We start from the raw sequence: 20,013 nt of genomic DNA, 5'->3' as shown, positions 1-20,013 counted from the left end.
TGAATTAATTAGTGAATATCATTCTTACTCCAAGAGAAAGAGAGGTTTTTACTCTTTTAATAAATAATCATTCAACTAAAGAAATTGCTCAAATATTAAAGATTAGCGAAAAAACGGTTCGTAATCATATTTCTAATGTTATTCAAAAATTAGGAGTTGATTCAAGAATTCAAGCGGTTTTTGAATTGGTTAGATTAAAGGAATTGGAGTTTTAATAGACCGAATTAAATTCGGTCTATTAATTTAAAGTGGTTTTTTATTTATTGTTGGTATATAATGATACAAGGTGATGTTATGAAATTAAAGAGATGGCATTTATATGTAGTAGTAACGTTATGTTTTTGTATTGCATTTATTTCAATAAATCGTAAATATGATGAGTTTTATCGAGTGAATGGAATTAATAATGATAATCGAGCATTGATTGAAATGTATTTAGATGATGAAGAACAAGAGTATTTGATTGAAAATGCAATTGCAGTCAATGAGTTTATTAAATATATTGAAATTCCGGATTTTAATTTAATGAATTATAAGTTTTATAATGCTTTGGATAAAATAAATAAATATCCTGATTTAAATAATTTGATTAGTGTGGGTAATCAGTTGGCAGATAAATTAGAGGTATCTTTTGCAAGTAGGGCTTTAAGTTATTGTGATATATTGATTAAAAATGATCTTGTAGAAGCATATATTAATCAAGAAAATTTTGATTTTGATAATATTGAATATTATCAGATGTTAAGAGCTATTTATGATGAAACTGATTATACATATGTGAGTGATACAAATAATTATTTAAATAAAATGAAAGAGATTGATCAATTAGATGATAATGAATTATATGATAGTTTTAAGCAATTATGTGTTAATTATAATAAAACTTCATTAGCAACACTATTTAATCAAGATCTATTACCGAATGCTAAAAGAATATATAATCCAAGTAAATTATCTATAGTTATAAATAATGAGACATTTATAGGGGGTTATGAACCTAAAAAATTAGTCATTGCCTCAGGAATTCCAAGAATTAAACATTTTATGTATTTACAAGAAGAAACATATCAAAATCTATTAGAAATGTATCGTGCTTGTTATAAAGAATGTGATAAGGGGCTTATTTTAACTAAATCATTTATTGGATATGATGTGGCTCTTTTAGAAGATCGAGGTGTAGTAGCTGGGTATAATGAGTATCAATTAGGAAGTACTGTTGATTTACAAAAATCAGAAATAAGCGTAAAAGATTTTAACCAAACCGATATTTACGCTTGGCTAATGGAACATAGTTATGAATATGGTTTTATTTTACGTTATCCAGCAGATAAAGTAGAAGTAACTGGACATGAATATAGTCCAACTACATTTAGATATGTAGGTAAAGAAATCGCTACTATTTTACATAATCAAAATTTAGCATTAGAAGAATATAAAGATAATAAGGAGTAATTAAATGGAAAGAGCAATCGGAGTTTTTGATTCAGGAGTAGGTGGTTTAACCGTTTTAAATTCAATTAAATCATTGCTTCCAAATGAAAATATCATTTATATTGGGGATAATTATCATTGCCCTTATGGCGATAAGACCCCAGCTCAATTGTTTAAATATGCTAGCGGTATCGTTGAATATTTTATTAAACAAAATGTTAAATTGATTGTTTTAGCATGTAATACAACTAGTTCTACAGTATTAGAACGTTTACAAATGACTTATCCTGAAGTAATGATCATTGGGGTAATTGATGCAACAGTTAATGATTTTATTAATCGTAAGGTAGCAAATACTTTAATAATTGCTACTGTAGCAACAATTAAGTCTAATAAATATCCTGAAACAATTAAACAAATTGATAGTAAAATTGAAACTTTTTCACTAGCAACTCCTAAATTGGTACCTTTGGTAGAATCAGGAAAATATAAAGAAGGAATTTATGATATTTTACATGAATATCTTGATGAATATAAAGAAAGAATTCAATCGATTATTTTAGGATGTACACATTATCCTATTTTAAAAGAGCAAATAGAAAATGTATTGCCTAATATTGAATATGTTTCTAGTAGTGAGGCAATTAGTAAAAGTGTTAAGGATATTTTATTAAGGAAAAAGTTATTAAATTTTAATAAATGTAGTTATACTAAAATATATACTACTGGTGATGTTGATGAATTTATTTATTCATCATCAGGCTTTTTTGATTATACTAATTTAAAAGTTGAACATTTGATTATAGATTAGCTAAGCTAATCTATTTTTTATATTAATGAAAAGATTTTTTGGTATTTTAAAGTATCTGTTTCATAAAATATGATGAGGTGGTAAGTATGCGAATCAAAGTACTTTTAAGCATTTTTGTATGTTTATGTTTAGGATTTGGAATCATTTATTTTAAACAAGATGATAAAAAGGAAAAAAAAGAAGTAGTAAATACAAATTATCAAACCGTTGTTTTTAGAGATGATGATAATATGCTAGTACCGATTGAGATTGATTTAAAACAAAATTTAGAAGACGATAGTAAATATCGTAATTTAATTGAAGTAATGAAATCTAAAGACTATGAGTATTTAGGATTACATCCAATTTTAGATGCAAATTTACAAGTAAATGCGATTGCTATTAATGATAAATCATTAACATTTGATTTTAGTGATCATTTATATGTTGAAAATAATCAAGAAGCTTTGGATATTTTTGAAATGCTATCTTATGTTTTTTGTGTAGGCGACATTGAAAAAATTAATTTAAAAATTGATGGTAATGATGTTAGTACGTTAAAAAATAGTACTATTCCAGCTAGCTGTATTACTAATAGACTTGGAATTAATAATTTTGAATCAACAAGTAATTATTTATATAAAACTGTACCAGTAGTTGTTTATAATACTAAAACAATTAATAATCAAGAATATTATGTTCCAATTACTAAAAGAATTGAGACTCAAGATAATGATATCGATACTAAAGTATCATTGATGTTAAAGGAAATTGAATCTGAACAACCTTTAACATTAGTACAACAGTGTTCATTAAATGAAGGGCATTTAAATATCTATTTAGCAAGTAATATTTTAAATGATAATGAATCAATTGATAATAATTTATATAATCAAATAGTAAAATCAGCAAGTCATTTAGAAAATGTAAAAAAAGTTTCTTTATACATCGATGGTCAAGAAATAGCACCAGTAGAAGATGTAAATGGTAAAGTTGATAATCGAATTAAAATATAATTCAAATTTGTAAATTAATTGTGTATAATGTTATTGGTGATGTAGATGAAGAAAATAGTAATAATGTCTGATAATCATGGATATCGAAATATAATTGAAGAAATAAAAAGATTAGAACCAGATGGGGATTTTTATGTTCATTGTGGTGATAGTGAAGGAATGGAAAAGGATTTAAAAGGTTGGATAAGTGTTCGTGGTAATAATGATTGGATGGCCAAGTTAGATGATGAAATTATGTTCGAAACAGAAGGTTTAGCATTTTTGGTAACACATGGGCATCGATATGGATATTTAAATAGAGAAACGATGATGGTAGATGATTTGCAACGTCATGGTTGTGATGTTTTATTATCTGGACATACCCATGTTCCTCAATGTGATAATATTGATGGATTTTATTTAATTAATCCTGGCTCTACAACTTTGCCAAGACAAGGGAGTAATAAATCGTATTGTGTAATTTATGTAGATAAAGGGCAGCTTGAAGTAGAATTTAAAGAAATTATTTAAAAATACTTGCGCATCTCTTTTGAATATGTTATAGTATTTAAGCAGTCAAGAGAGAGGTCTACGTAGCTCAGCTGGATAGAGCACACGCCTTCTAAGCGTGCGGTCAGGGGTTCGAATCCCTTCGTGGACGCCATTTTAAAAATAATGAGATTGATGAAATCTCTGCAAACCTTTGATACTAATGGTTTTTATCAAAGGTTTTTATTTTTCGTGTAATATGTTTATGTGCAAGCTATGTCCGTTAATTTTAAAACAATATTGTTTAAATGTAATGTCAGATATATAATTATATGAAAATAAAGTGAGATAAAATTTTCTTTTAGTATTTTAAGGTAAAGATAAAATAAAAAATACTTGCATTATATAATTTTATATGTTATATTATTTGAGCAGTTGATAAAGAAGTCTACGTAGCTCAGCTGGATAGAGCACACGCCTTCTAAGCGTGCGGTCAGGGGTTCGAATCCCTTCGTGGACGCCATTAGAAAATAACACACATTAGTGTGTTTTTTTGTTAGTGTGCCACGCATGACATAAGACTAGGTGGTGAAAGTCCACTGTGGGGGTTTCGTACTACCAACCACTAGCCGAAGACAAGGTATCCATCGTAAGGTGTGAACGGGAGGAAGTTGGAGGCAAAGTCCTGACCCAAGGAATACGAACTATTTTAGGCAGAAGCTTATCGGATGAGATTGCTAAACAAATCGAAGTCCAATAGTACGACGGAATAAGCAGTGTAAAGATAGTGGGTACATAGGATGAAAGTGTTATGTCTTACCGTGGGAGGTCCTAGGAACATGATGAAAATGTAATCATGGTGGAAACGTTTGTCCTAGGAAGTCAGCCGAGGTCATAGTAGTGATGATGATAACTGTAATGGTTATCTAGCGAAGGACCGAACATAAGGAGGTGAACTGGAAATGAAAGATACTCAAGATAAAATAGGATACTGTCAACTATCATTAGGCTTACTCTATGAAGATAGTACGGAATACGACAATAGTGGAGAAGTGTATCCTACATCAAAACAAGAGATATCACATACGAAGAACACCAATAGATTTGTAGTACATGAGAAGTTACTTGAAACAATTATGGAGGATGCCAATATAGAAAAGGCAATCCAAAGGGTTATGAGTAATAAGGGAAGTGGTGGTGTAGATAAAATGCAAGTCGCAGAAGTTCGTACGCATTTCGCACAACACTGGTCTTATCTAAAGAAACTTATCATGGAGGGACATTATAGTCCACAAGCCGTTAAAAGAGTAGAAATACCAAAAGATAACGGAAAGAAAAGAGAGTTAGGAATTCCAACAGTGACGGATAGGGTCATACAACAGGCGATAGTACAGGTACTGACACCAATATTTGAACCCCAATTCAGTGACAATAGTTATGGGTTCCGACCAAGAAGAAATGCCCATCAAGCAGTAAGAAAAGTAGTCGAATACGCCAATGAAGGATATCGATATACAGTAGACCTAGATTTAGAGAAGTACTTTGATACAGTCAACCATTCAAGACTTATACAGATATTGTCACAAACTATTAAAGACGGAAGAGTTATATCACTCATACATAAATATCTCAATGCAGGAGTCATAGTAAAACATAAGTTTGAAGAAACTACAAAAGGAGTACCCCAAGGTGGGCCACTCAGCCCATTATTATCAAATATATATCTTAATGAATTTGATAAAGAAATGGAAAGAAGAGGAAATCGATTTGTAAGGTACGCAGATGACTGTGTCATACTATTCAAAAGTAAAAGAAGTGCAATGAGAGTCAAAGAAACAGTGACAAGATATTTAGAAGAGAAATTATTTGTAAAAGTGAACCAAGAGAAGACAAAGGTAGCCTATATTACTGATATAAAATTCTTGGGCTTTGGATTTTATATAGAGAAGAGTGGTAATGTACGAATCACTGTTCACAAGAAATCTAAAGAAAAGATGAAAAAGAGAATAAAGGAAATCACCAAAAGGAACCGACCAATATCAAGTAAGGAATTAGCTAAAGAGTTAAAAGAATACATTACAGGTTGGGTGAATTACTATAGGATAGCGAATATGAGTAAACATCTAAGGGAAATAGACTCATGGATGAGAAGAAGAATACGAATGATATATTGGAAAAGATGGAAGTTAGTAAGAACAAGGTATAGAAATTTACAAAAACTAGGTATTAATAAAAGTAAGGCATGGGAATGGGCAAACACAAGAAAAAGCTACTGGCACATCGCCAATAGCTTCATACTAAAAAGGACACTTACAAATGAAGTATTAAAAATATACGGATTTATAAGTGCACTAGATTATTACAACTCTATAAACTTATGAAACGCCGTGTAGGGAACCCTACGCACGGTGTTGTGAAAGGGGCGAAAGATTTTAATTCTTAGCCCCTATTCAATTTTCTTTAAATAAAAAAAGACGGAATAACCGTCTATAACAATCCTAAAAGTGCTTGCATCAATAAACATACACATGTAATAGAAACCCAACATGTAAACCCTAATAAAATTGGCTTAGCACCACTTTTTATCAGCTTTACAATGTTTGTATTTAACCCGATTGCTGCCATTGCCATTACAATAAAAAATTTACTTAAATCTTTAATTGGAGCGGTAATTGTTGTTGGTAAACTAAATACGGTTGTAATAATTGATGCTAAAACAAAGAAAAGGATAAAATATGGAAAAATATTTTTGAGATTTACTTTGCTGTTATTTTTTTCATTATCACGAGTACGTTTAAAAGCTAGAACTAGAGTAATTGGAATGATTGCAAGCGTTCTTGTTAGTTTGACGATTGTTGCATGGTCTAATGTATTGCTACCATGAATTCCATCCCAAGCTGTAGCTGTAGCTGTAACTGATGAAGTATCATTAACTGCACTTCCTGCAAATAATCCAAAACCATCATTTGAAAGACCAAGGATCCCACCTAATGTAGGGAAAATTAACGCTGCTAGGATATTGAATAGAAAGATAACCGAAATTGCTTGGGCGATTTCTTCGTCATCGGCTTCAATTACTGGAGCGGTTGCAGCAATTGCAGAACCACCACAAATTGATGAACCAACACCGATCAATGTTGCAATTTTTGATGGAATCTTTAAAAGTTTACATAATACATAAGCAACTACTAATGATGTTGTAATTGTTGACAAAATGATTGGCAAAGATGTTGTCCCAATTTTTAAGATATCTTTTAAATTCATCCCAAATCCAAGTAAGATAACAGCGTATTGTAGAATCTTTTTAGATGTGTATGTAATCCCATCTTGAACTTTACTTTTGTCTTTAACGAAATAAGTAATAATCATCCCCATTAAAATAGCAAACACAGGACCACCAACTAGTGGGAAAAGAGTTCCTAAATAGTATGCAGGTAAAGCGATTGCTAAACATAAAATAACGCCTAAAGTATTGTTTTTGATTTTATTCATTGTCTTCCTCCTTTAATCGAGCATATTATACATGATTATTATAATAAATAAAAATTATATATATTTATATAATAATAAAAAAATGTTATGATTGATAAGGGTGATACAATGTTAGATTTTCGAATTGATACTTTTTTAACAGTATGTAAATTTATGAACTTTACTAAAGCTAGTCAATTTCTGAATATTACACAACCAGCTGTTTCAAATCATATTCATTATTTAGAAGAATACTATAATGTTAAATTATTTTATTTTCACGGTAAAAAAATGCAACTTACTAAAGAAGGGCAAATTTTATTAGAATATGCAACTACATTAAAACATGACGATATTTTTTTAAAAAAGCGATTTAATGATATGAAAGAAAAGCATGAATTGATTTTTGGAGCAACACTTACAGTTGGTGAATATATCATGCCTAATATTATTGATGGTCTTTTATCAGATGAAAGTAATACAGTGATTAAAATGAAAGTTGCCAATACTAAAGAATTATTGAACTATATAAATGAAGGAGCGATTGATTTTGCTTTAGTAGAAGGATATTTTAACAAGTTTGAATATGATTTTTTACATTATTGTCAAGAAAGATATGTATGTGTTGCATCAAATGATTTTAAATTAGATCATGTTGATGATATTAGTGAACTGTTTAAATATAATTTAATTATTAGAGAAGTTGGTTCGGGTTCTAGAGAAATCATCGAGCGTTATTTGGGTGATCGTAATTTAAATGTCAATGATTTTGCAAATTTAATTGAGATAAGTAATATTAATACGATCAAACAATTGATTAAAAATAATCATGGTGTTAGTTTTATATATAAAATAGCGGTTGAAAAAGAGTTAGAAAGTGGTTTGTTGAAAGAGATTGATATTGCGGGATTATCAATTGAACATGATATTAATTTTGTTTGGCGAAAAAATAGTGTTTTTATAGATTATTATCGACAGTTATTTAAATTGTTTTTTGAGTATCGATAATTATGTAAATATGAGTTTTTCAATTGAAAAATATTTGAGGGTTGTTATAATAAGTGGTTGAGGAGTGATGAATATGCCTTTAACAGATGATGATTTTTTAAAGAATGGCGTGTTAGGTCAATATATTGATGTAATTGAAAGTTTACGCCAACAAGAAGGTGAAGAAAAAGAACCTGAATATCAATTAGACTTAGATGATGAAGAATAACTAATTTTTTTAAGGAGAATGTATGATTGAAGAATATATTGCAAATAGTCAATTTCAGGATGCTTTAGATTTACTTACAGATTTAGATGATGAAACTGTTCGTTATCAAAGATTGGTTTGTTTATATGGTTTAGGACAATATCAACAAGCTAAAAATGAAGGAATGTTGGCTAAGATAAAGGCTAGTAATACATACTATGATGTTGTAAGTATTTATTTAGCAACATTAAAAGAGTTAGAAGAATTTGAAGAAGCAATTGATATTGTAGTTGAAGAACTGTCAATGCCTTATATTCCATATGAATATGAAAGTGTTTTTAATGCCGCATATGATGAGTTGTTGCTTGCTAAAAAAGAAGCAAACGAAGGAATTGAACGTCATAATAATGCTTTTAGTTTAGATGATATGGAAAATATTTTACAAAGAGATATTGCTAATGAAGATCTTTTGTATATGGCAATTGAGCAAATGGAAGGAATGAATATTCGGCGACTATTACCGGCTATTAGAATTTTTTTGAAAGATGATAGTAAGCCAAGTTTTGCTAAAAGCTTATTGATTGAATTAATGATTGATCAAGAAATCGATGAAGAAATGGTATTAGTAAAAAATGGAGTTGAGTATGAAATTAATCCAAGTTATGCTCCAATGGTATTGAATCAAGAAGTAGGGGAAGCGATTTTATCTTTATTGAGTGAAGTGATTGAAGATGAAAATCCTTCGTTATATAATCTATGTTTTCAGTTTTTGAATTTTTATCTGTATTTAATGTATCCTAAATACATTGATGAATTTGAATATCGAGCAATTGCTGGAGCAATTCATTATTATTTAGCATCGATGCAATATATCGATGTAGAGTTAGAGGATATGGAATTGTTTTATAATTGTGATAAAGAAGAAATTTTGGAAAAATTAGAAGAAATTAAGCAAATTGAATATTAAAGTCACAAAAAAGTCACAAATTTTAAGATATTAGTGTTTAAATAAGTTGAATTAATGAAATTGATAGTATATAATACGTGATGAAACTAATGAAGGAGAATTGTATGAAAATTAATAATAAAAAACTAGAAAATGCAATTGTTGAAGTAACAGTAGCATTTGATAAAGAAGAATGGAAAGAATCTCAAAAAAAAGCATTAAACAAACTATCAAGAAAAGTTAAAATTGATGGATTTAGACAAGGGAAGGCACCAATAGCTGTTGTTAAAGCAAGAATTGGTAAAGGTAAAATTCTTGAAGAAGCAACTGATATGATTTTACAAGCTAATTTTGCTAAAGCACTTGAAGAAGCAAAAGTTGAACCAATTGCACAACCTGCTTTAAGTGTTGATAAAATTGATGAAGAAGAGTTACAAGTTAAAATTTTAGTACCTGTTGAACCAGAAGTTGAATTAGGTGAATATAAAGGGTTAGAAATTAAGAAAACACGTGTAACTGTAACTAAAAAAGAAATTGAAGAACAATTAGCAAATTATCAAAGCCAATTTGCAGAATTATCTGTAAAAGAAGGTGGAAAAGTTGCTAAAGGTGATACTGCAGTAATTGATTTTGAAGGATTTATTGATGGTGTTGCTTTTGAAGGTGGTAGTGGTGAAAACTATCCATTAGAAATTGGAAGTGGATCATTTGTTCCTGGATTTGAAGATCAATTAATCGGAATGGGTGTTGATAAAGAACAAGAAATTACTATTAAATTCCCAGATGATTATGGAGCTGTTGATTTAGCTGGTAAAGAAGCTACTTTTAAAGTAACTGTTCATGAAATTAAAGAAAAACATTTACCTGAAATTGATGATGAATTAGCTAAAGATGTTAATATTGATGGTGTTGAAACATTAGATCAATTAAAAGACCATATTAAAGCAAACATTAAAGCTCGTAAAGAAAATGAAAATGAACAAAAATTCATGAATGATATTTATCAAACATTAATTAAAAACTCAAAAATTGAAAACAGTGAAGCTTTAATTAAACAAGAACAACAAATGATTTTAAAAGAGATTGAACAAAATCTACAAAGTCAAGGATTAAATTTTGATATTTATAAACAATTTACAGGAAAAGATGTTCCTGATATTTTAGAAGATATCAAACCACAAGCTGAAGAACGTTTCAAAATCAATGCAATTATAAAAGCAATTATTAAAGAAGAAAAACTAGTTGCTAGTGATGAAGAATTAGAAGCTGAATTACAATCAATTGCTGATTATTATAAAAAAGAATTAGATGAAGTTAAAAATATTTTCAAAGGAAATATGAGCCGTGTTGAAAATGATATTTTAACTCGTAAAGCTATCGATTTAGTAAAAGATAACTTAAAGAAATAATTAAAAGACGCTCAAGCGTCTTTTTAGTAAATAGAAGATAGGAGGAATTAAAGTGAACGAACAAACTGTATTAAATTTACCGGTAGTTTGTACTCGAGGTATGGTTGTTTTCCCAGAAAACAAATTAACATTAGATGTTGGACGTCCTATGAGTTTAAAAGCACTTGAGTTAAGTTCAAATGAACACGATAACAATATCGTTTTTGTTTCTCAAGTTAATCCTTTAACGGATAATCCTTCTTTTGATGATGTATATCATATTGGTACTATTTGTAAAATTGATCGTAAAGTACGTCGTGATAGTGCAGGAACAGTTAAACTTACTGTACTTGGAGTAAAGAGAGTACGTTTAGATGGTTTTGTTGAACAAAATGGTGCTATATATTCTCAAGTAACTATTCTTGAAGATGAAGTAGGCGATCGTAATGAAGAAGTTGCTTTAGTTCGTAAAGCTACATCTTATTTTGAAAAAGCTAGAAGAAGTATGCCAAATATTCCGCTAGATTCAATTAATCGTCTTACAAGTGGTGTTTCTGCAAGTGTTTTAGCAGATACAATTGGACAATATTTACCTGTAGAATTTACTCAAAAACAAAAAATATTAGAAACTATTAATGTAAATGAACGTTTACTATTAGTAATTAGTTCAATCGAATCTGAAAAAGTAATTAATGAAATTGAAGAATCAATTAATCGTAAAGTACGTGAAAGCATTGACGAAAATCAACGAGAATATTATTTGCGCGAAAAACTTAGAGCGATTAAAGAAGAATTAGGGGATAGTGTTCCTAAAGAAGATGATGCAGAATCAATTCGTGAGGAATTACAAAAAAATCCATATCCACAATATGTTAAAGATAAAATCGAAGAAGAATTAAGAAGATTTGAAACAATGCCAGCTGCATCAGCTGAATCAAATGTTGTTAGAACATATATTGATTGGATGTTAAAAGTCCCTTGGTATCAAGAAACTAAGGATGTTGAAGATATTCAAAAAGTTGAAGATGTTTTAAATGCTGATCATTACGGTTTAGAAAAAGTTAAAGAAAGAATCGTTGAACATTTAGCTGTTAAACAAATGACACAAAATCTAAAAGCGCCAATTATTTGTTTAGCAGGTCCACCAGGAGTTGGTAAAACTTCACTAGCAAAAAGTATTGCTAGAGCATTAGAACGTAAGTTTGTTAAAGCATCTTTAGGTGGTGTTAAAGATGAAGCTGAAGTAAGAGGACATCGTCGTACTTATTTAGGTTCTATGCCTGGTAGAATTATTCAAAGTATGAAAAAAGCCGGGGTTATTAATCCTGTTTTCTTATTAGATGAAATTGATAAAATGTCAAGTGATTATAAGGGTGATCCTACTAGTGCAATGTTGGAAGTTCTTGATCCAGAACAAAATAATCAATTTTCAGATAATTATTTAGAAGAACCTTATGATTTATCAAAAGTATTATTTATCGCTACTGCTAATGATTTAGGTAATATTCCTGGTCCTCTTAGAGATCGTTTGGAAATCATCGAGCTTTCTTCTTATACTGAACAAGAAAAATTAATGATTGCAAAAAATCATTTAATTAAAAAACAATTAGGTATGCATGGTTTGACATCTGAACAATTAACTTTTGAAGACGAAGCAATCATGAAAATCATCCGTCATTATACTCGTGAAGCTGGGGTTCGTGATTTAGAAAGATTAATTGCTAAAGTATGTCGTAAAGTCGTTTTGATTATTTTAAAAGATAAACAAAGCAAAATTACTGTTGTTGCTAAAGAGCTTGAAAATTATTTGGGTAAAGCACCATTTGAACATACTAAAAAATTAGATCATGATCAAATTGGTGTCGTTACAGGAATGGCATATACTCAATTTGGTGGTGATATCTTACCAATTGAAGTAAATCATTTTGATGGTTCTGGTAAGTTTGTAATTACTGGACAACTAGGTGATGTTATGAAAGAATCTGCATCAATTGCTTTAGATTATATGAAAGCTAATAAAGTTAAATATGGTCTTGAAGATGTTAAATTTGATAAAGAAGATATTCATATTCACGTTCCAGAAGGAGCGGTGAAAAAAGATGGACCTAGTGCGGGTGTTACATTAACTACAGCAATTTACTCTGCGTTAAAAAATAAACCAGTACGTAGTGATGTTGCAATGACTGGTGAAATTACGTTAAGAGGTAATGTACTTGCAATTGGAGGATTGAAAGAAAAATCTATTTCGGCACATCGTTCAGGAATTAAAAAGATTATTATTCCTAAAGATAATGCTAAAGATATTGAAGATATCCCAGAGTCTGTAAGAGAAGAATTAGAAATTGTATTAGCTGATCATATTGATACAGTTTTAGAACATGCACTTGTTAAATAAGGGTTAAAAAATTTAACCCTTTTCTTATTTTATGGTACAATGAAATAGGTGATAGAAATGGTAAAAATAAAAAAAGCAGAATATGTACTTTCAGCCGCTTGGAAAAGTCAGTGGCCTCAAGAAACTTATCCTGAAATGTGTTTAGCTGGACGAAGTAATGTAGGGAAAAGCAGTTTTATCAATGCAATGTTAAATCGAAATGGTTTGGCTAAAGTATCTAGTACGCCTGGAAAGACAAGAACATTGAATTTTTTTAATGTCAATGATGCATTGTATTTTGTTGATGTTCCAGGCTATGGTTATGCTAAAGTAAATAATAATGTAACTAAACAGTTTGGAAAAACAATGGATGAGTATATTAAATTACGTTCTAGTTTAAAAGGATTTATTTTATTAGTTGATTATCGTCATAAACCAACTAAAGATGATGTGATGATGTATGAGTTTGTTAAACATCATAATGTACCGGTAATTGTTGTGGCAACTAAAGAAGATAAATTGAAACGAAATGATTTAAAGAAAAATGAACAGTTAATAAAAAATACTTTAGGATTCCATAAAGAGGATAAGTTTATTCGTTTTTCTAGTTTGAAAAAAATTGGAATTGAAGAGGCATGGAATGCTATATATGAATTATGTGATATTGATTTTAATTAGACAGTTTGACTGTCTTTTTTCATATCTAATATTTTTTTGCATATATTTGTATGGGAGGTATATATGCAAAGAATATATTTTGAAAAATGGATTGATTTGAATCATGAATTAACAGAGTTATTGTCTTTATCGGTTGATGAATCAATTAATTATAAGATTGAAAGTGTTGGTGTAAGGGCGATTGGAAGTTTAATTGTAAAGGGGGAATATAACGATGGTAAAAAATTCCATGATGATGTTGATATGGATGTTTTAGCGACTTTTGATAAGATTGTTGATCAGCGTGATTTTAATATTAAAGTAGAAGATTTTGATTATCATATTAAAGATGGTAATATTCAAATAAAAATTGAAGTTGGAATTCATGGGGTAGTTGATGGAGAAGATCGTTATGTTAAAGATGATTCATTGTTTGAAAAAGAAACAGTTGATGAAATTGAAGATTTAATTCGTAAAGAATCGATGATTGATGAACAAGCTTTAGAAAATAATGAAATTGTAAAAGAACCATTAGAAAAAGAAAATAAAGTTGCTGAAAGTAGACCAATAGAACCAATTAGTGATTATGATACGGTTAAAAAAGATGTTGTAAGTAAGGATGTAGAGAGTAAAGAAAAAGCAGTAACTGAAGAAATTGAAGAACAATTACAAGAAAAAGTTTATCCAAGCAAATCACGACCTATTTTTAAAGATTCTAGTGATAGTATTGGTACTTATTATTTGTATATTGTTAAAGAAAATGATAATTATGAAGATGTAGCTAGTCGTTATGAAATTGATGAAAGTATTATTAGAGATTATAATCAAGATAAACCACTAGTTGCTGGCAATGTTTTAATTATTCCTTATGTATGTAAGTAAAATAATTGAAGAAGCCTATTGTTTAAAGGTTATTGGATTAATTAAGGTTTCTCAAAGGGTATATAAGGTAAAGTGTAATGAAGGATTTTTTTGTTTGAAGTTTATTGAAAACAGTAATTTGACAGTTATTTTTGATCATATTGAAAGTTTACATTTGGAATGTTTTTTAAAAGTAATAAAAAATGTAAATCATCAGGCAATTACAATCTATGAAGATAAGATGTTTTATTTAAGTAGATGGATAAAAGAAGATAATATGATTGTAAAAGAGTTGAAATTAAAATTTTATTATGAATGTTTGGCTTATTTGCATTCAAAAACTTTTTTCAATTATAGTGCTTCTAAAAGTTTTTTTAAACAGCAAATTGAAGATCTTGAAAGAATTATTCATGAACGAAAAGCTTATTATAATGAGTTAATGAATAATTTTGAAACAATGATTTATAAAAGTCCAACAGGATGGATGTTTGTTTTAAATTATCATAAAATTGAATGTTGTTTGAAAAATGCCTTGGAGATATTAGATTGTTATCGAGATTATGTATGTAATTTAGATACAATTAGATTATGTTTGACTTACAATAATTTTAGTTATGCTCATATTATGATGAAAGAAGGTAAGCTGATTTCGTTTGATCATATTAAAATTAATTTATGTATTTATGATATTTATAATATGTATCAAAAGATACCAGAACTTATTTTTGATTTTGATGTAATTTTGGATAGTTATTTTTGTAAGTTAAAACTTTTAAAAGAAGAGAAGTTATTGCTTAGATGTTTGTTGCATGTTGTACCGATTATTAAATTGGGACATGATGAAATTAATAATATTATTGTTATGTCACGTTTATTATATTATTTAGATTCTATTTCTTCGTTAAATAAAAAGCTTTCAATTGACTAGTGGAATGGTTTTTGTTAAAATGTCTTTAGCAACGATTAGGAAGAGTAGGTTTTGATGTTTGATAGAGAGTCCTTGTTGGTGGAAATAGGATAAAATAAGAAATTGAAGGTAGCCTAGGAGCATGTTTATTGAAACTAAGTAGGTAAACACGTATAACTGCGTTAAAGTTTTTGAGGCATAAATATTATGCAAAGTAAGGTGGTACCACGAGCATTCGTCCTTATGACGATGCTTTTTTATTTATTAAAAATATGGAGGTAAAAATGATGAAAAAGCAATTAGAACCAAAGTATAATCATCATAAAGTAGAAGAAGGAAAATATCGTAAGTGGATTGAAAAAAAATATTTTGAAGCAGGTGATACAAGCAAAAAACCATATTCTATCGTTATTCCCCCACCTAATGTAACTGGTAAATTACATTTAGGTCATGCTTGGGATACTACATTACAGGATATGATCATTCGCTATAAAAGAATGCAAGGATATGATGCTTTATGGCTTCCAGGAATGGATCATGCTGGAATTGCCACTCAAGCAAAAGTAGAGGCTAGAATGCAAGAAGAAGGTGTTTCTCGTTATGATTTAGGAAGAGAAGGATTTTTAAAAAAAGCATGGTCTTGGAAAGAAGAATATGCCTCAATTATTCGTAGTCAATGGGAAAAATTAGGTTTATCACTTGATTATTCTAAAGAACGTTTTACTTTAGATGAAGGATTAAGTGAAGCGGTTAAAGAAGTATTTGTTAAATTATATAATGAGGGATTGATTTACCAAGGTAAAAGAATCATTAACTGGGATCCCATGCAACGTACGGCATTAAGTAATATTGAAGTTATTCATAAAGAAATTGAAGGGGCAATGTATTATTTCAAATATAAAATTGTTGATAGTGATGAAGAATTAGTCATTGCAACAACCCGTCCTGAAACAATGTTTGCCGATCAAGCAATTTTTGTTCACCCTGATGATACAAGATATACGCATTTAGTAGGTAAAAAGGCAATTAATCCAGCTAATGGAGAACCTTTACCAATTATGGCTGATAGTTATATTGATATGTCATTTGGAACAGCAGTTATGAAATGTACGCCAGCTCATGATCCTAATGACTTTGCTTTAGCTAAAAAATATAATTTAGATATGCCAATTTGTATGAATGATGATGGAACAATGAATGAATTAGCAAATAAATATCAAGGAATGGATCGTTTTGAATGTCGTAAAGCGTTAGTTGCTGATTTTGAAGCTAATGGAATCGTTGATCATATTGAAAAACATATGCATCAAGTTGGACATTCTGAAAGAAGTAATGCTATTGTTGAACCATATTTATCTAAACAATGGTTTGTAAAAATGAAACCTCTAGCTAAGATGGCTCTAGATAATCAATTAAAAGATTCTAAAGTAAATTTTGTTCCAGAACGTTTTGAAAAAACATTCAATCAATGGATGGAAAATATTGAAGATTGGTGTATTTCTCGTCAATTATGGTGGGGTCATCAAGTACCTGCTTGGTATCATAAAGAAACTGGAGAAGTTTATGTAGGTAAACAACCTCCTAAAGATATTGAAAATTGGAAACAAGATGAAGATGTTTTAGATACTTGGTTCTCTAGTGCACTTTGGCCATTTTCAACTTTAGGTTGGCCAAATGAAGATAGTGAGTTATTTAAACGCTATTTCCCAACTAATACTTTAGTAACTGGTTATGATATTATCTTTTTCTGGGTAAGTAGAATGATTTTCCAATCATTACACTTTACTGATCAAAGACCATTTGAAAATGTATTGATTCATGGTTTGATTCGTGATGAACAAGGACGTAAAATGTCTAAGTCTTTAGGTAATGGTGTTGATCCAATGGATGTTATTGATGAATATGGAGCTGATACGCTTAGATTCTTTTTAACAACAAATTCGGCACCAGGAATGGATTTACGCTATATTCCTGAAAAGCTAGAATCTTCATGGAATTTTATTAATAAAATTTGGAACAGCGCTAGATTTGTTTTAATGAATATTGATGAATCGATGAAGTATGAAGATTTAACATTTGACAATTTAAATTTATGTGATAAGTGGATTTTAAATCGCTTAAATGAAGTGATTAGAGAAGTAGATATTAATATGGATAAATTTGAATTTGTTAATGTTGGAACAGAGTTATATAAATTTATCTGGGATGATTTTTGTTCTTGGTATATTGAATTAACTAAAGTTCATTTAAATAGTGAAAATGAAGTTGAAAAACAAGCAAGTTTGAATACTTTAGTATATGTTTTAAATGCTATTGTAAAGATGTTACATCCATTTATGCCATTTGTAACTGAGGAAATTTTCCAAGCAATTCCACATCTTGAAGAATCTATTTGTATTGCTTCATGGCCAGAAGTAAATGAAGATTTTAATGATGAACAAATTAATGATCAATTTACATATTTAATTGATATTGTTAAAGGAATTCGTGAAATTAGAAGTCAATATACAATTAAAAATGCAATTGAAGTTGCATATATTATTGATACAAAAGATAGTCAGTTAGAAAGTTTAATGGACCAATGTTTACCATATATTAAAAAATTATGTAATGCAATTTGTTCAGGTTACAATTTAAAAGCAACTGGTGAAGTAGCAAATATTACAATTAAAGGTGGTAATTCTTTATTAATAGAATTAGGTGATTATATTGATAAAGATGCTGAAAAAGAAAAGTTACAAGCTCAATTAAGTAAACTTGAAGGAGAAATTAAACGTTGTCAAAATATGTTAGCTAATGAAAAATTTGTTTCTAAAGCACCAAAAGAAAAAGTTGAATTAGAAAGAAAGAAATTAGCTGATTATCAATCAAAATATGACGCAGTTAAAGAAAAATTAGATACGATGTAATTTATTAAGCCATTAACATTTGTTAATGGTTTTTTTATATTTTTGTAGTAAAAAAATTATTTTAATTGTAAAAGATAATAAGAGGTTTAGTGGATGTGTGGCCTTGAAATAAAAGGAGGATGAAAGACGAGAATGAATGAATTGCAATTAAGTAGTCAAATGGAGATTTCTGGCGGTGGAATAGGAACAGTAGTTTTTTGTGTTGTAATTGGGGCGGCGGTTTATAAAATGGTAAGATCTTCAGCAGGAAGAATTTCAATTCCAAGAATTATTTCAATTGAATGGAGATAGTATGAAAGAATTACCAATCAGTATACAAAAAGAAACTAATGGTGGATTTGCTTTACCATTTATTATTACTATAGCTGCTGTTGTTGCGGGATTAAATACTGCAAGATTAATTAAAACTCATTATTCTATTACACGAAATCGCTAATATGAAAGGCTATTAGCCTTTCATATTTTATAATTATGAGCATATTCTTTTATTGGAGGTAGAATATGAAGATAATTAGATTAGCAATAGTTAGTGCAGTTGGGTTGTCGATATTATTTGGTGGATTTTATTTAAAAGTTTTTTCATCACTTGAAAGTGAAATTGATGCTTACATAGTTCAAGTAGGAATATATAAGCAAGAAGAAAATGCCAATGAGATGATTAATCAGTTAACAAATTTAAAACAACCAAATTACAAATATCAAAAAGATAATAACTTTGTAGTTATAGCTGGAGTATTTTTAAATGAACAGGAGGCAAAGACTATGGGTAATGGTATTAGTGAACAAGGTATTACATGTGTAATTAAACAAGTTAAATTTTCTAATGAACTAAAAGATGATATTGAACAACAAAATTATGAAGCAATTATTAAAGAATTGAGCTCATGAAAATAAAAAATTATCCTGAAAAAGAACGCCCTCGTGAAAAAGCCTATTATTATGGGATTGATAGTTTAACTAATAATGAATTATTAGCATTGATATTACGAACGGGTAGTAAAAAAGAATCAGCATTACAGTTAGCACAGCGGGTTATTAATGAAGTGGGCGGTTTGTCATATTTAAAAGATGTCACATATCATCAGCTAGTTTCTATCAATGGAATAAAAAAGGCTAAAGCAATTAGTATCCTTGCTGTAATCGAGCTTACAAAAAGAATCAAAGGAATTCAAAAGGAACAGACGGTTATTAAAGAACCTAAAGATGGATATTATTTAGTTAAAGATAAGCTGATGTTTGAACAGCAAGAACATGTTATCATTTTATGTTTAAATTCTAAATTAGAAGTAATGAAAGAAAAAACGGTTTTTATTGGTAGTAATAATATTTCAATTATTAGTGGTAGAGAAATATTTAAAGAAGCATTAATTTGTGGTAGTAGTAGGATTATGGTGATTCATAACCATCCCTCAGGTAATCCAAAGCCCTCTTTTGAAGATATTGAAATAACTAAACGATTGTATCGGATGGCTGAGGAATTAGAAATTGAAATTGTTGATCATTTAATTATTGGTAGAAATAAATTTTATAGTTTTGCATCAAAAGAAATTATTGAAGTCTAAAGTTAATTGATTATTTTATATTAATGCCTTATAATGAA

At 29.2% G+C, this 20,013-nt stretch carries 20 protein-coding genes, 2 tRNA genes and 1 other annotated feature; of the genes, 21 read left to right on the top strand and 1 reads right to left on the bottom strand.

Going from position 1 to position 20,013, the window contains the following annotated elements; all coding sequences use genetic code 11:
- The first annotated feature begins 11 nt into the window (after positions 1-11).
- The 8 genes from NQ543_RS07580 (at position 12) to ltrA (ending at position 6,086) form a co-directional block, all read left to right on the top strand.
- A complete protein-coding gene (locus NQ543_RS07580; RefSeq protein ID WP_004608663.1) occupies positions 12-215 on the top strand; it encodes a helix-turn-helix domain-containing protein in 204 nt (67 codons plus the stop codon).
- A gap of 79 nt (positions 216-294) precedes the next feature.
- Positions 295-1,452, top strand: a complete 1,158-nt coding sequence (locus NQ543_RS07575) for a M15 family metallopeptidase (RefSeq protein ID WP_230197271.1) — start codon at positions 295-297, stop codon at positions 1,450-1,452.
- 4 nt (positions 1,453-1,456) lie between these two features.
- Entirely contained in the window at positions 1,457-2,242 is a 786-nt protein-coding gene (murI, locus tag NQ543_RS07570) for a glutamate racemase (protein ID WP_004608661.1), read from the top strand.
- An 86-nt stretch (positions 2,243-2,328) separates the two neighbouring features.
- On the top strand, positions 2,329-3,237 hold the full coding sequence (locus tag NQ543_RS07565; RefSeq protein WP_004608660.1) for a GerMN domain-containing protein: 909 nt from the start codon (positions 2,329-2,331) through the stop codon (positions 3,235-3,237).
- Between the two features lie 45 nt (positions 3,238-3,282).
- The gene (locus NQ543_RS07560) at positions 3,283-3,747 is read left to right on the top strand and encodes a metallophosphoesterase family protein (protein WP_004608659.1); all 465 of its coding nucleotides are present in this window, start codon (positions 3,283-3,285) and stop codon (positions 3,745-3,747) included.
- A gap of 56 nt (positions 3,748-3,803) precedes the next feature.
- Positions 3,804-3,880 (top strand) — tRNA-Arg (locus tag NQ543_RS07555).
- A 271-nt stretch (positions 3,881-4,151) separates the two neighbouring features.
- Positions 4,152-4,228: transfer RNA gene (locus tag NQ543_RS07550), tRNA-Arg, on the top strand.
- Positions 4,229-4,667: 439 nt separating this feature from the next.
- Entirely contained in the window at positions 4,668-6,086 is a 1,419-nt protein-coding gene (ltrA, locus tag NQ543_RS07545; protein WP_004608658.1) for a group II intron reverse transcriptase/maturase, read from the top strand.
- A 106-nt stretch (positions 6,087-6,192) separates the two neighbouring features.
- On the opposite strand, the gene NQ543_RS07540 is transcribed toward ltrA, so the two are convergent.
- Positions 6,193-7,197, bottom strand: a complete 1,005-nt coding sequence (locus NQ543_RS07540) for a YeiH family protein (RefSeq protein WP_004608657.1) — start codon at positions 7,195-7,197, stop codon at positions 6,193-6,195.
- Between the two features lie 108 nt (positions 7,198-7,305).
- Between NQ543_RS07540 and NQ543_RS07535 the strand changes: the two genes are divergently transcribed.
- From NQ543_RS07535 to radC, 13 genes are all read left to right on the top strand, one after another.
- Positions 7,306-8,184 (top strand): LysR family transcriptional regulator, encoded by an 879-nt coding sequence (locus NQ543_RS07535; protein WP_039903409.1) that lies wholly within the window; start codon positions 7,306-7,308, stop codon positions 8,182-8,184.
- A gap of 73 nt (positions 8,185-8,257) precedes the next feature.
- On the top strand, positions 8,258-8,392 hold the full coding sequence (locus NQ543_RS07530; protein WP_259295643.1) for a hypothetical protein: 135 nt from the start codon (positions 8,258-8,260) through the stop codon (positions 8,390-8,392).
- Between the two features lie 22 nt (positions 8,393-8,414).
- Positions 8,415-9,338 carry a hypothetical protein gene (locus NQ543_RS07525; protein WP_004608654.1) on the top strand — a complete coding sequence of 308 codons (924 nt, stop codon included), beginning with the start codon at positions 8,415-8,417 and terminating at the stop codon, positions 9,336-9,338.
- Positions 9,339-9,442: 104 nt separating this feature from the next.
- Positions 9,443-10,726 (top strand): trigger factor, encoded by a 1,284-nt coding sequence (gene tig / locus NQ543_RS07520; RefSeq protein WP_039903407.1) that lies wholly within the window; start codon positions 9,443-9,445, stop codon positions 10,724-10,726.
- A gap of 52 nt (positions 10,727-10,778) precedes the next feature.
- Positions 10,779-13,100 (top strand): endopeptidase La, encoded by a 2,322-nt coding sequence (lon, locus tag NQ543_RS07515; protein ID WP_004608652.1) that lies wholly within the window; start codon positions 10,779-10,781, stop codon positions 13,098-13,100.
- A gap of 57 nt (positions 13,101-13,157) precedes the next feature.
- Positions 13,158-13,757, top strand: coding sequence for a ribosome biogenesis GTP-binding protein YihA/YsxC (yihA, locus tag NQ543_RS07510; protein ID WP_004608651.1), 600 nt, complete (start codon positions 13,158-13,160; stop codon positions 13,755-13,757).
- Positions 13,758-13,820: 63 nt separating this feature from the next.
- Complete coding sequence (locus NQ543_RS07505; protein WP_004608650.1) at positions 13,821-14,618, top strand: LysM peptidoglycan-binding domain-containing protein; 798 nt, start codon at positions 13,821-13,823, stop codon at positions 14,616-14,618.
- A 94-nt stretch (positions 14,619-14,712) separates the two neighbouring features.
- Entirely contained in the window at positions 14,713-15,525 is an 813-nt protein-coding gene (locus tag NQ543_RS07500) for a hypothetical protein (RefSeq protein ID WP_244942726.1), read from the top strand.
- A 22-nt stretch (positions 15,526-15,547) separates the two neighbouring features.
- Positions 15,548-15,750 (top strand) — a binding site (T-box leader).
- Positions 15,751-15,791: 41 nt separating this feature from the next.
- A complete protein-coding gene (locus NQ543_RS07495) occupies positions 15,792-18,413 on the top strand; it encodes a valine--tRNA ligase (RefSeq protein WP_039903405.1) in 2,622 nt (873 codons plus the stop codon).
- Between the two features lie 132 nt (positions 18,414-18,545).
- On the top strand, positions 18,546-18,704 hold the full coding sequence (locus tag NQ543_RS07490; protein WP_004608647.1) for a hypothetical protein: 159 nt from the start codon (positions 18,546-18,548) through the stop codon (positions 18,702-18,704).
- 1 nt (position 18,705) lies between these two features.
- Positions 18,706-18,849: a hypothetical protein gene (locus NQ543_RS07485; RefSeq protein ID WP_004608646.1), complete on the top strand. Its 144-nt coding sequence runs from the start codon at positions 18,706-18,708 to the stop codon at positions 18,847-18,849.
- A gap of 65 nt (positions 18,850-18,914) precedes the next feature.
- Entirely contained in the window at positions 18,915-19,301 is a 387-nt protein-coding gene (locus tag NQ543_RS07480) for an SPOR domain-containing protein (protein ID WP_004608645.1), read from the top strand.
- Positions 19,298-19,975, top strand: coding sequence for a RadC family protein (gene radC / locus NQ543_RS07475; protein ID WP_004608644.1), 678 nt, complete (start codon positions 19,298-19,300; stop codon positions 19,973-19,975). Before NQ543_RS07480 ends, radC begins: the two co-directional genes overlap by 4 nt.
- The last annotated feature ends 38 nt before the right edge of the window (positions 19,976-20,013 follow it).

Source organism: Thomasclavelia spiroformis DSM 1552, from assembly GCF_025149465.1.
Taxonomy (GTDB): Bacteria; Bacillota_I; Bacilli_A; order Erysipelotrichales; family Coprobacillaceae; genus Thomasclavelia; species Thomasclavelia spiroformis.
Note: the sequence above shows the minus strand (reverse complement) of the source record. Positions and strands in the feature narration are given on the sequence as shown.

Coding starts and splice junctions, on each gene's coding strand:
- NQ543_RS07575 (WP_230197271.1), top strand. CDS start 295: ATGAAATTAAAGAGATGGCATTTATATGTAGTAGTAACGTTATGTTTT.
- murI (WP_004608661.1), top strand. CDS start 1,457: ATGGAAAGAGCAATCGGAGTTTTTGATTCAGGAGTAGGTGGTTTAACC.
- NQ543_RS07565 (WP_004608660.1), top strand. CDS start 2,329: ATGCGAATCAAAGTACTTTTAAGCATTTTTGTATGTTTATGTTTAGGA.
- NQ543_RS07560 (WP_004608659.1), top strand. CDS start 3,283: ATGAAGAAAATAGTAATAATGTCTGATAATCATGGATATCGAAATATA.
- ltrA (WP_004608658.1), top strand. CDS start 4,668: ATGAAAGATACTCAAGATAAAATAGGATACTGTCAACTATCATTAGGC.
- NQ543_RS07540 (WP_004608657.1), bottom strand. CDS start 7,197: ATGAATAAAATCAAAAACAATACTTTAGGCGTTATTTTATGTTTAGCA.
- NQ543_RS07535 (WP_039903409.1), top strand. CDS start 7,306: ATGTTAGATTTTCGAATTGATACTTTTTTAACAGTATGTAAATTTATG.
- NQ543_RS07530 (WP_259295643.1), top strand. CDS start 8,258: ATGCCTTTAACAGATGATGATTTTTTAAAGAATGGCGTGTTAGGTCAA.
- NQ543_RS07525 (WP_004608654.1), top strand. CDS start 8,415: ATGATTGAAGAATATATTGCAAATAGTCAATTTCAGGATGCTTTAGAT.
- tig (WP_039903407.1), top strand. CDS start 9,443: ATGAAAATTAATAATAAAAAACTAGAAAATGCAATTGTTGAAGTAACA.
- yihA (WP_004608651.1), top strand. CDS start 13,158: ATGGTAAAAATAAAAAAAGCAGAATATGTACTTTCAGCCGCTTGGAAA.
- NQ543_RS07505 (WP_004608650.1), top strand. CDS start 13,821: ATGCAAAGAATATATTTTGAAAAATGGATTGATTTGAATCATGAATTA.
- NQ543_RS07495 (WP_039903405.1), top strand. CDS start 15,792: ATGAAAAAGCAATTAGAACCAAAGTATAATCATCATAAAGTAGAAGAA.
- NQ543_RS07490 (WP_004608647.1), top strand. CDS start 18,546: ATGAATGAATTGCAATTAAGTAGTCAAATGGAGATTTCTGGCGGTGGA.
- NQ543_RS07485 (WP_004608646.1), top strand. CDS start 18,706: ATGAAAGAATTACCAATCAGTATACAAAAAGAAACTAATGGTGGATTT.
- NQ543_RS07480 (WP_004608645.1), top strand. CDS start 18,915: ATGAAGATAATTAGATTAGCAATAGTTAGTGCAGTTGGGTTGTCGATA.
- radC (WP_004608644.1), top strand. CDS start 19,298: ATGAAAATAAAAAATTATCCTGAAAAAGAACGCCCTCGTGAAAAAGCC.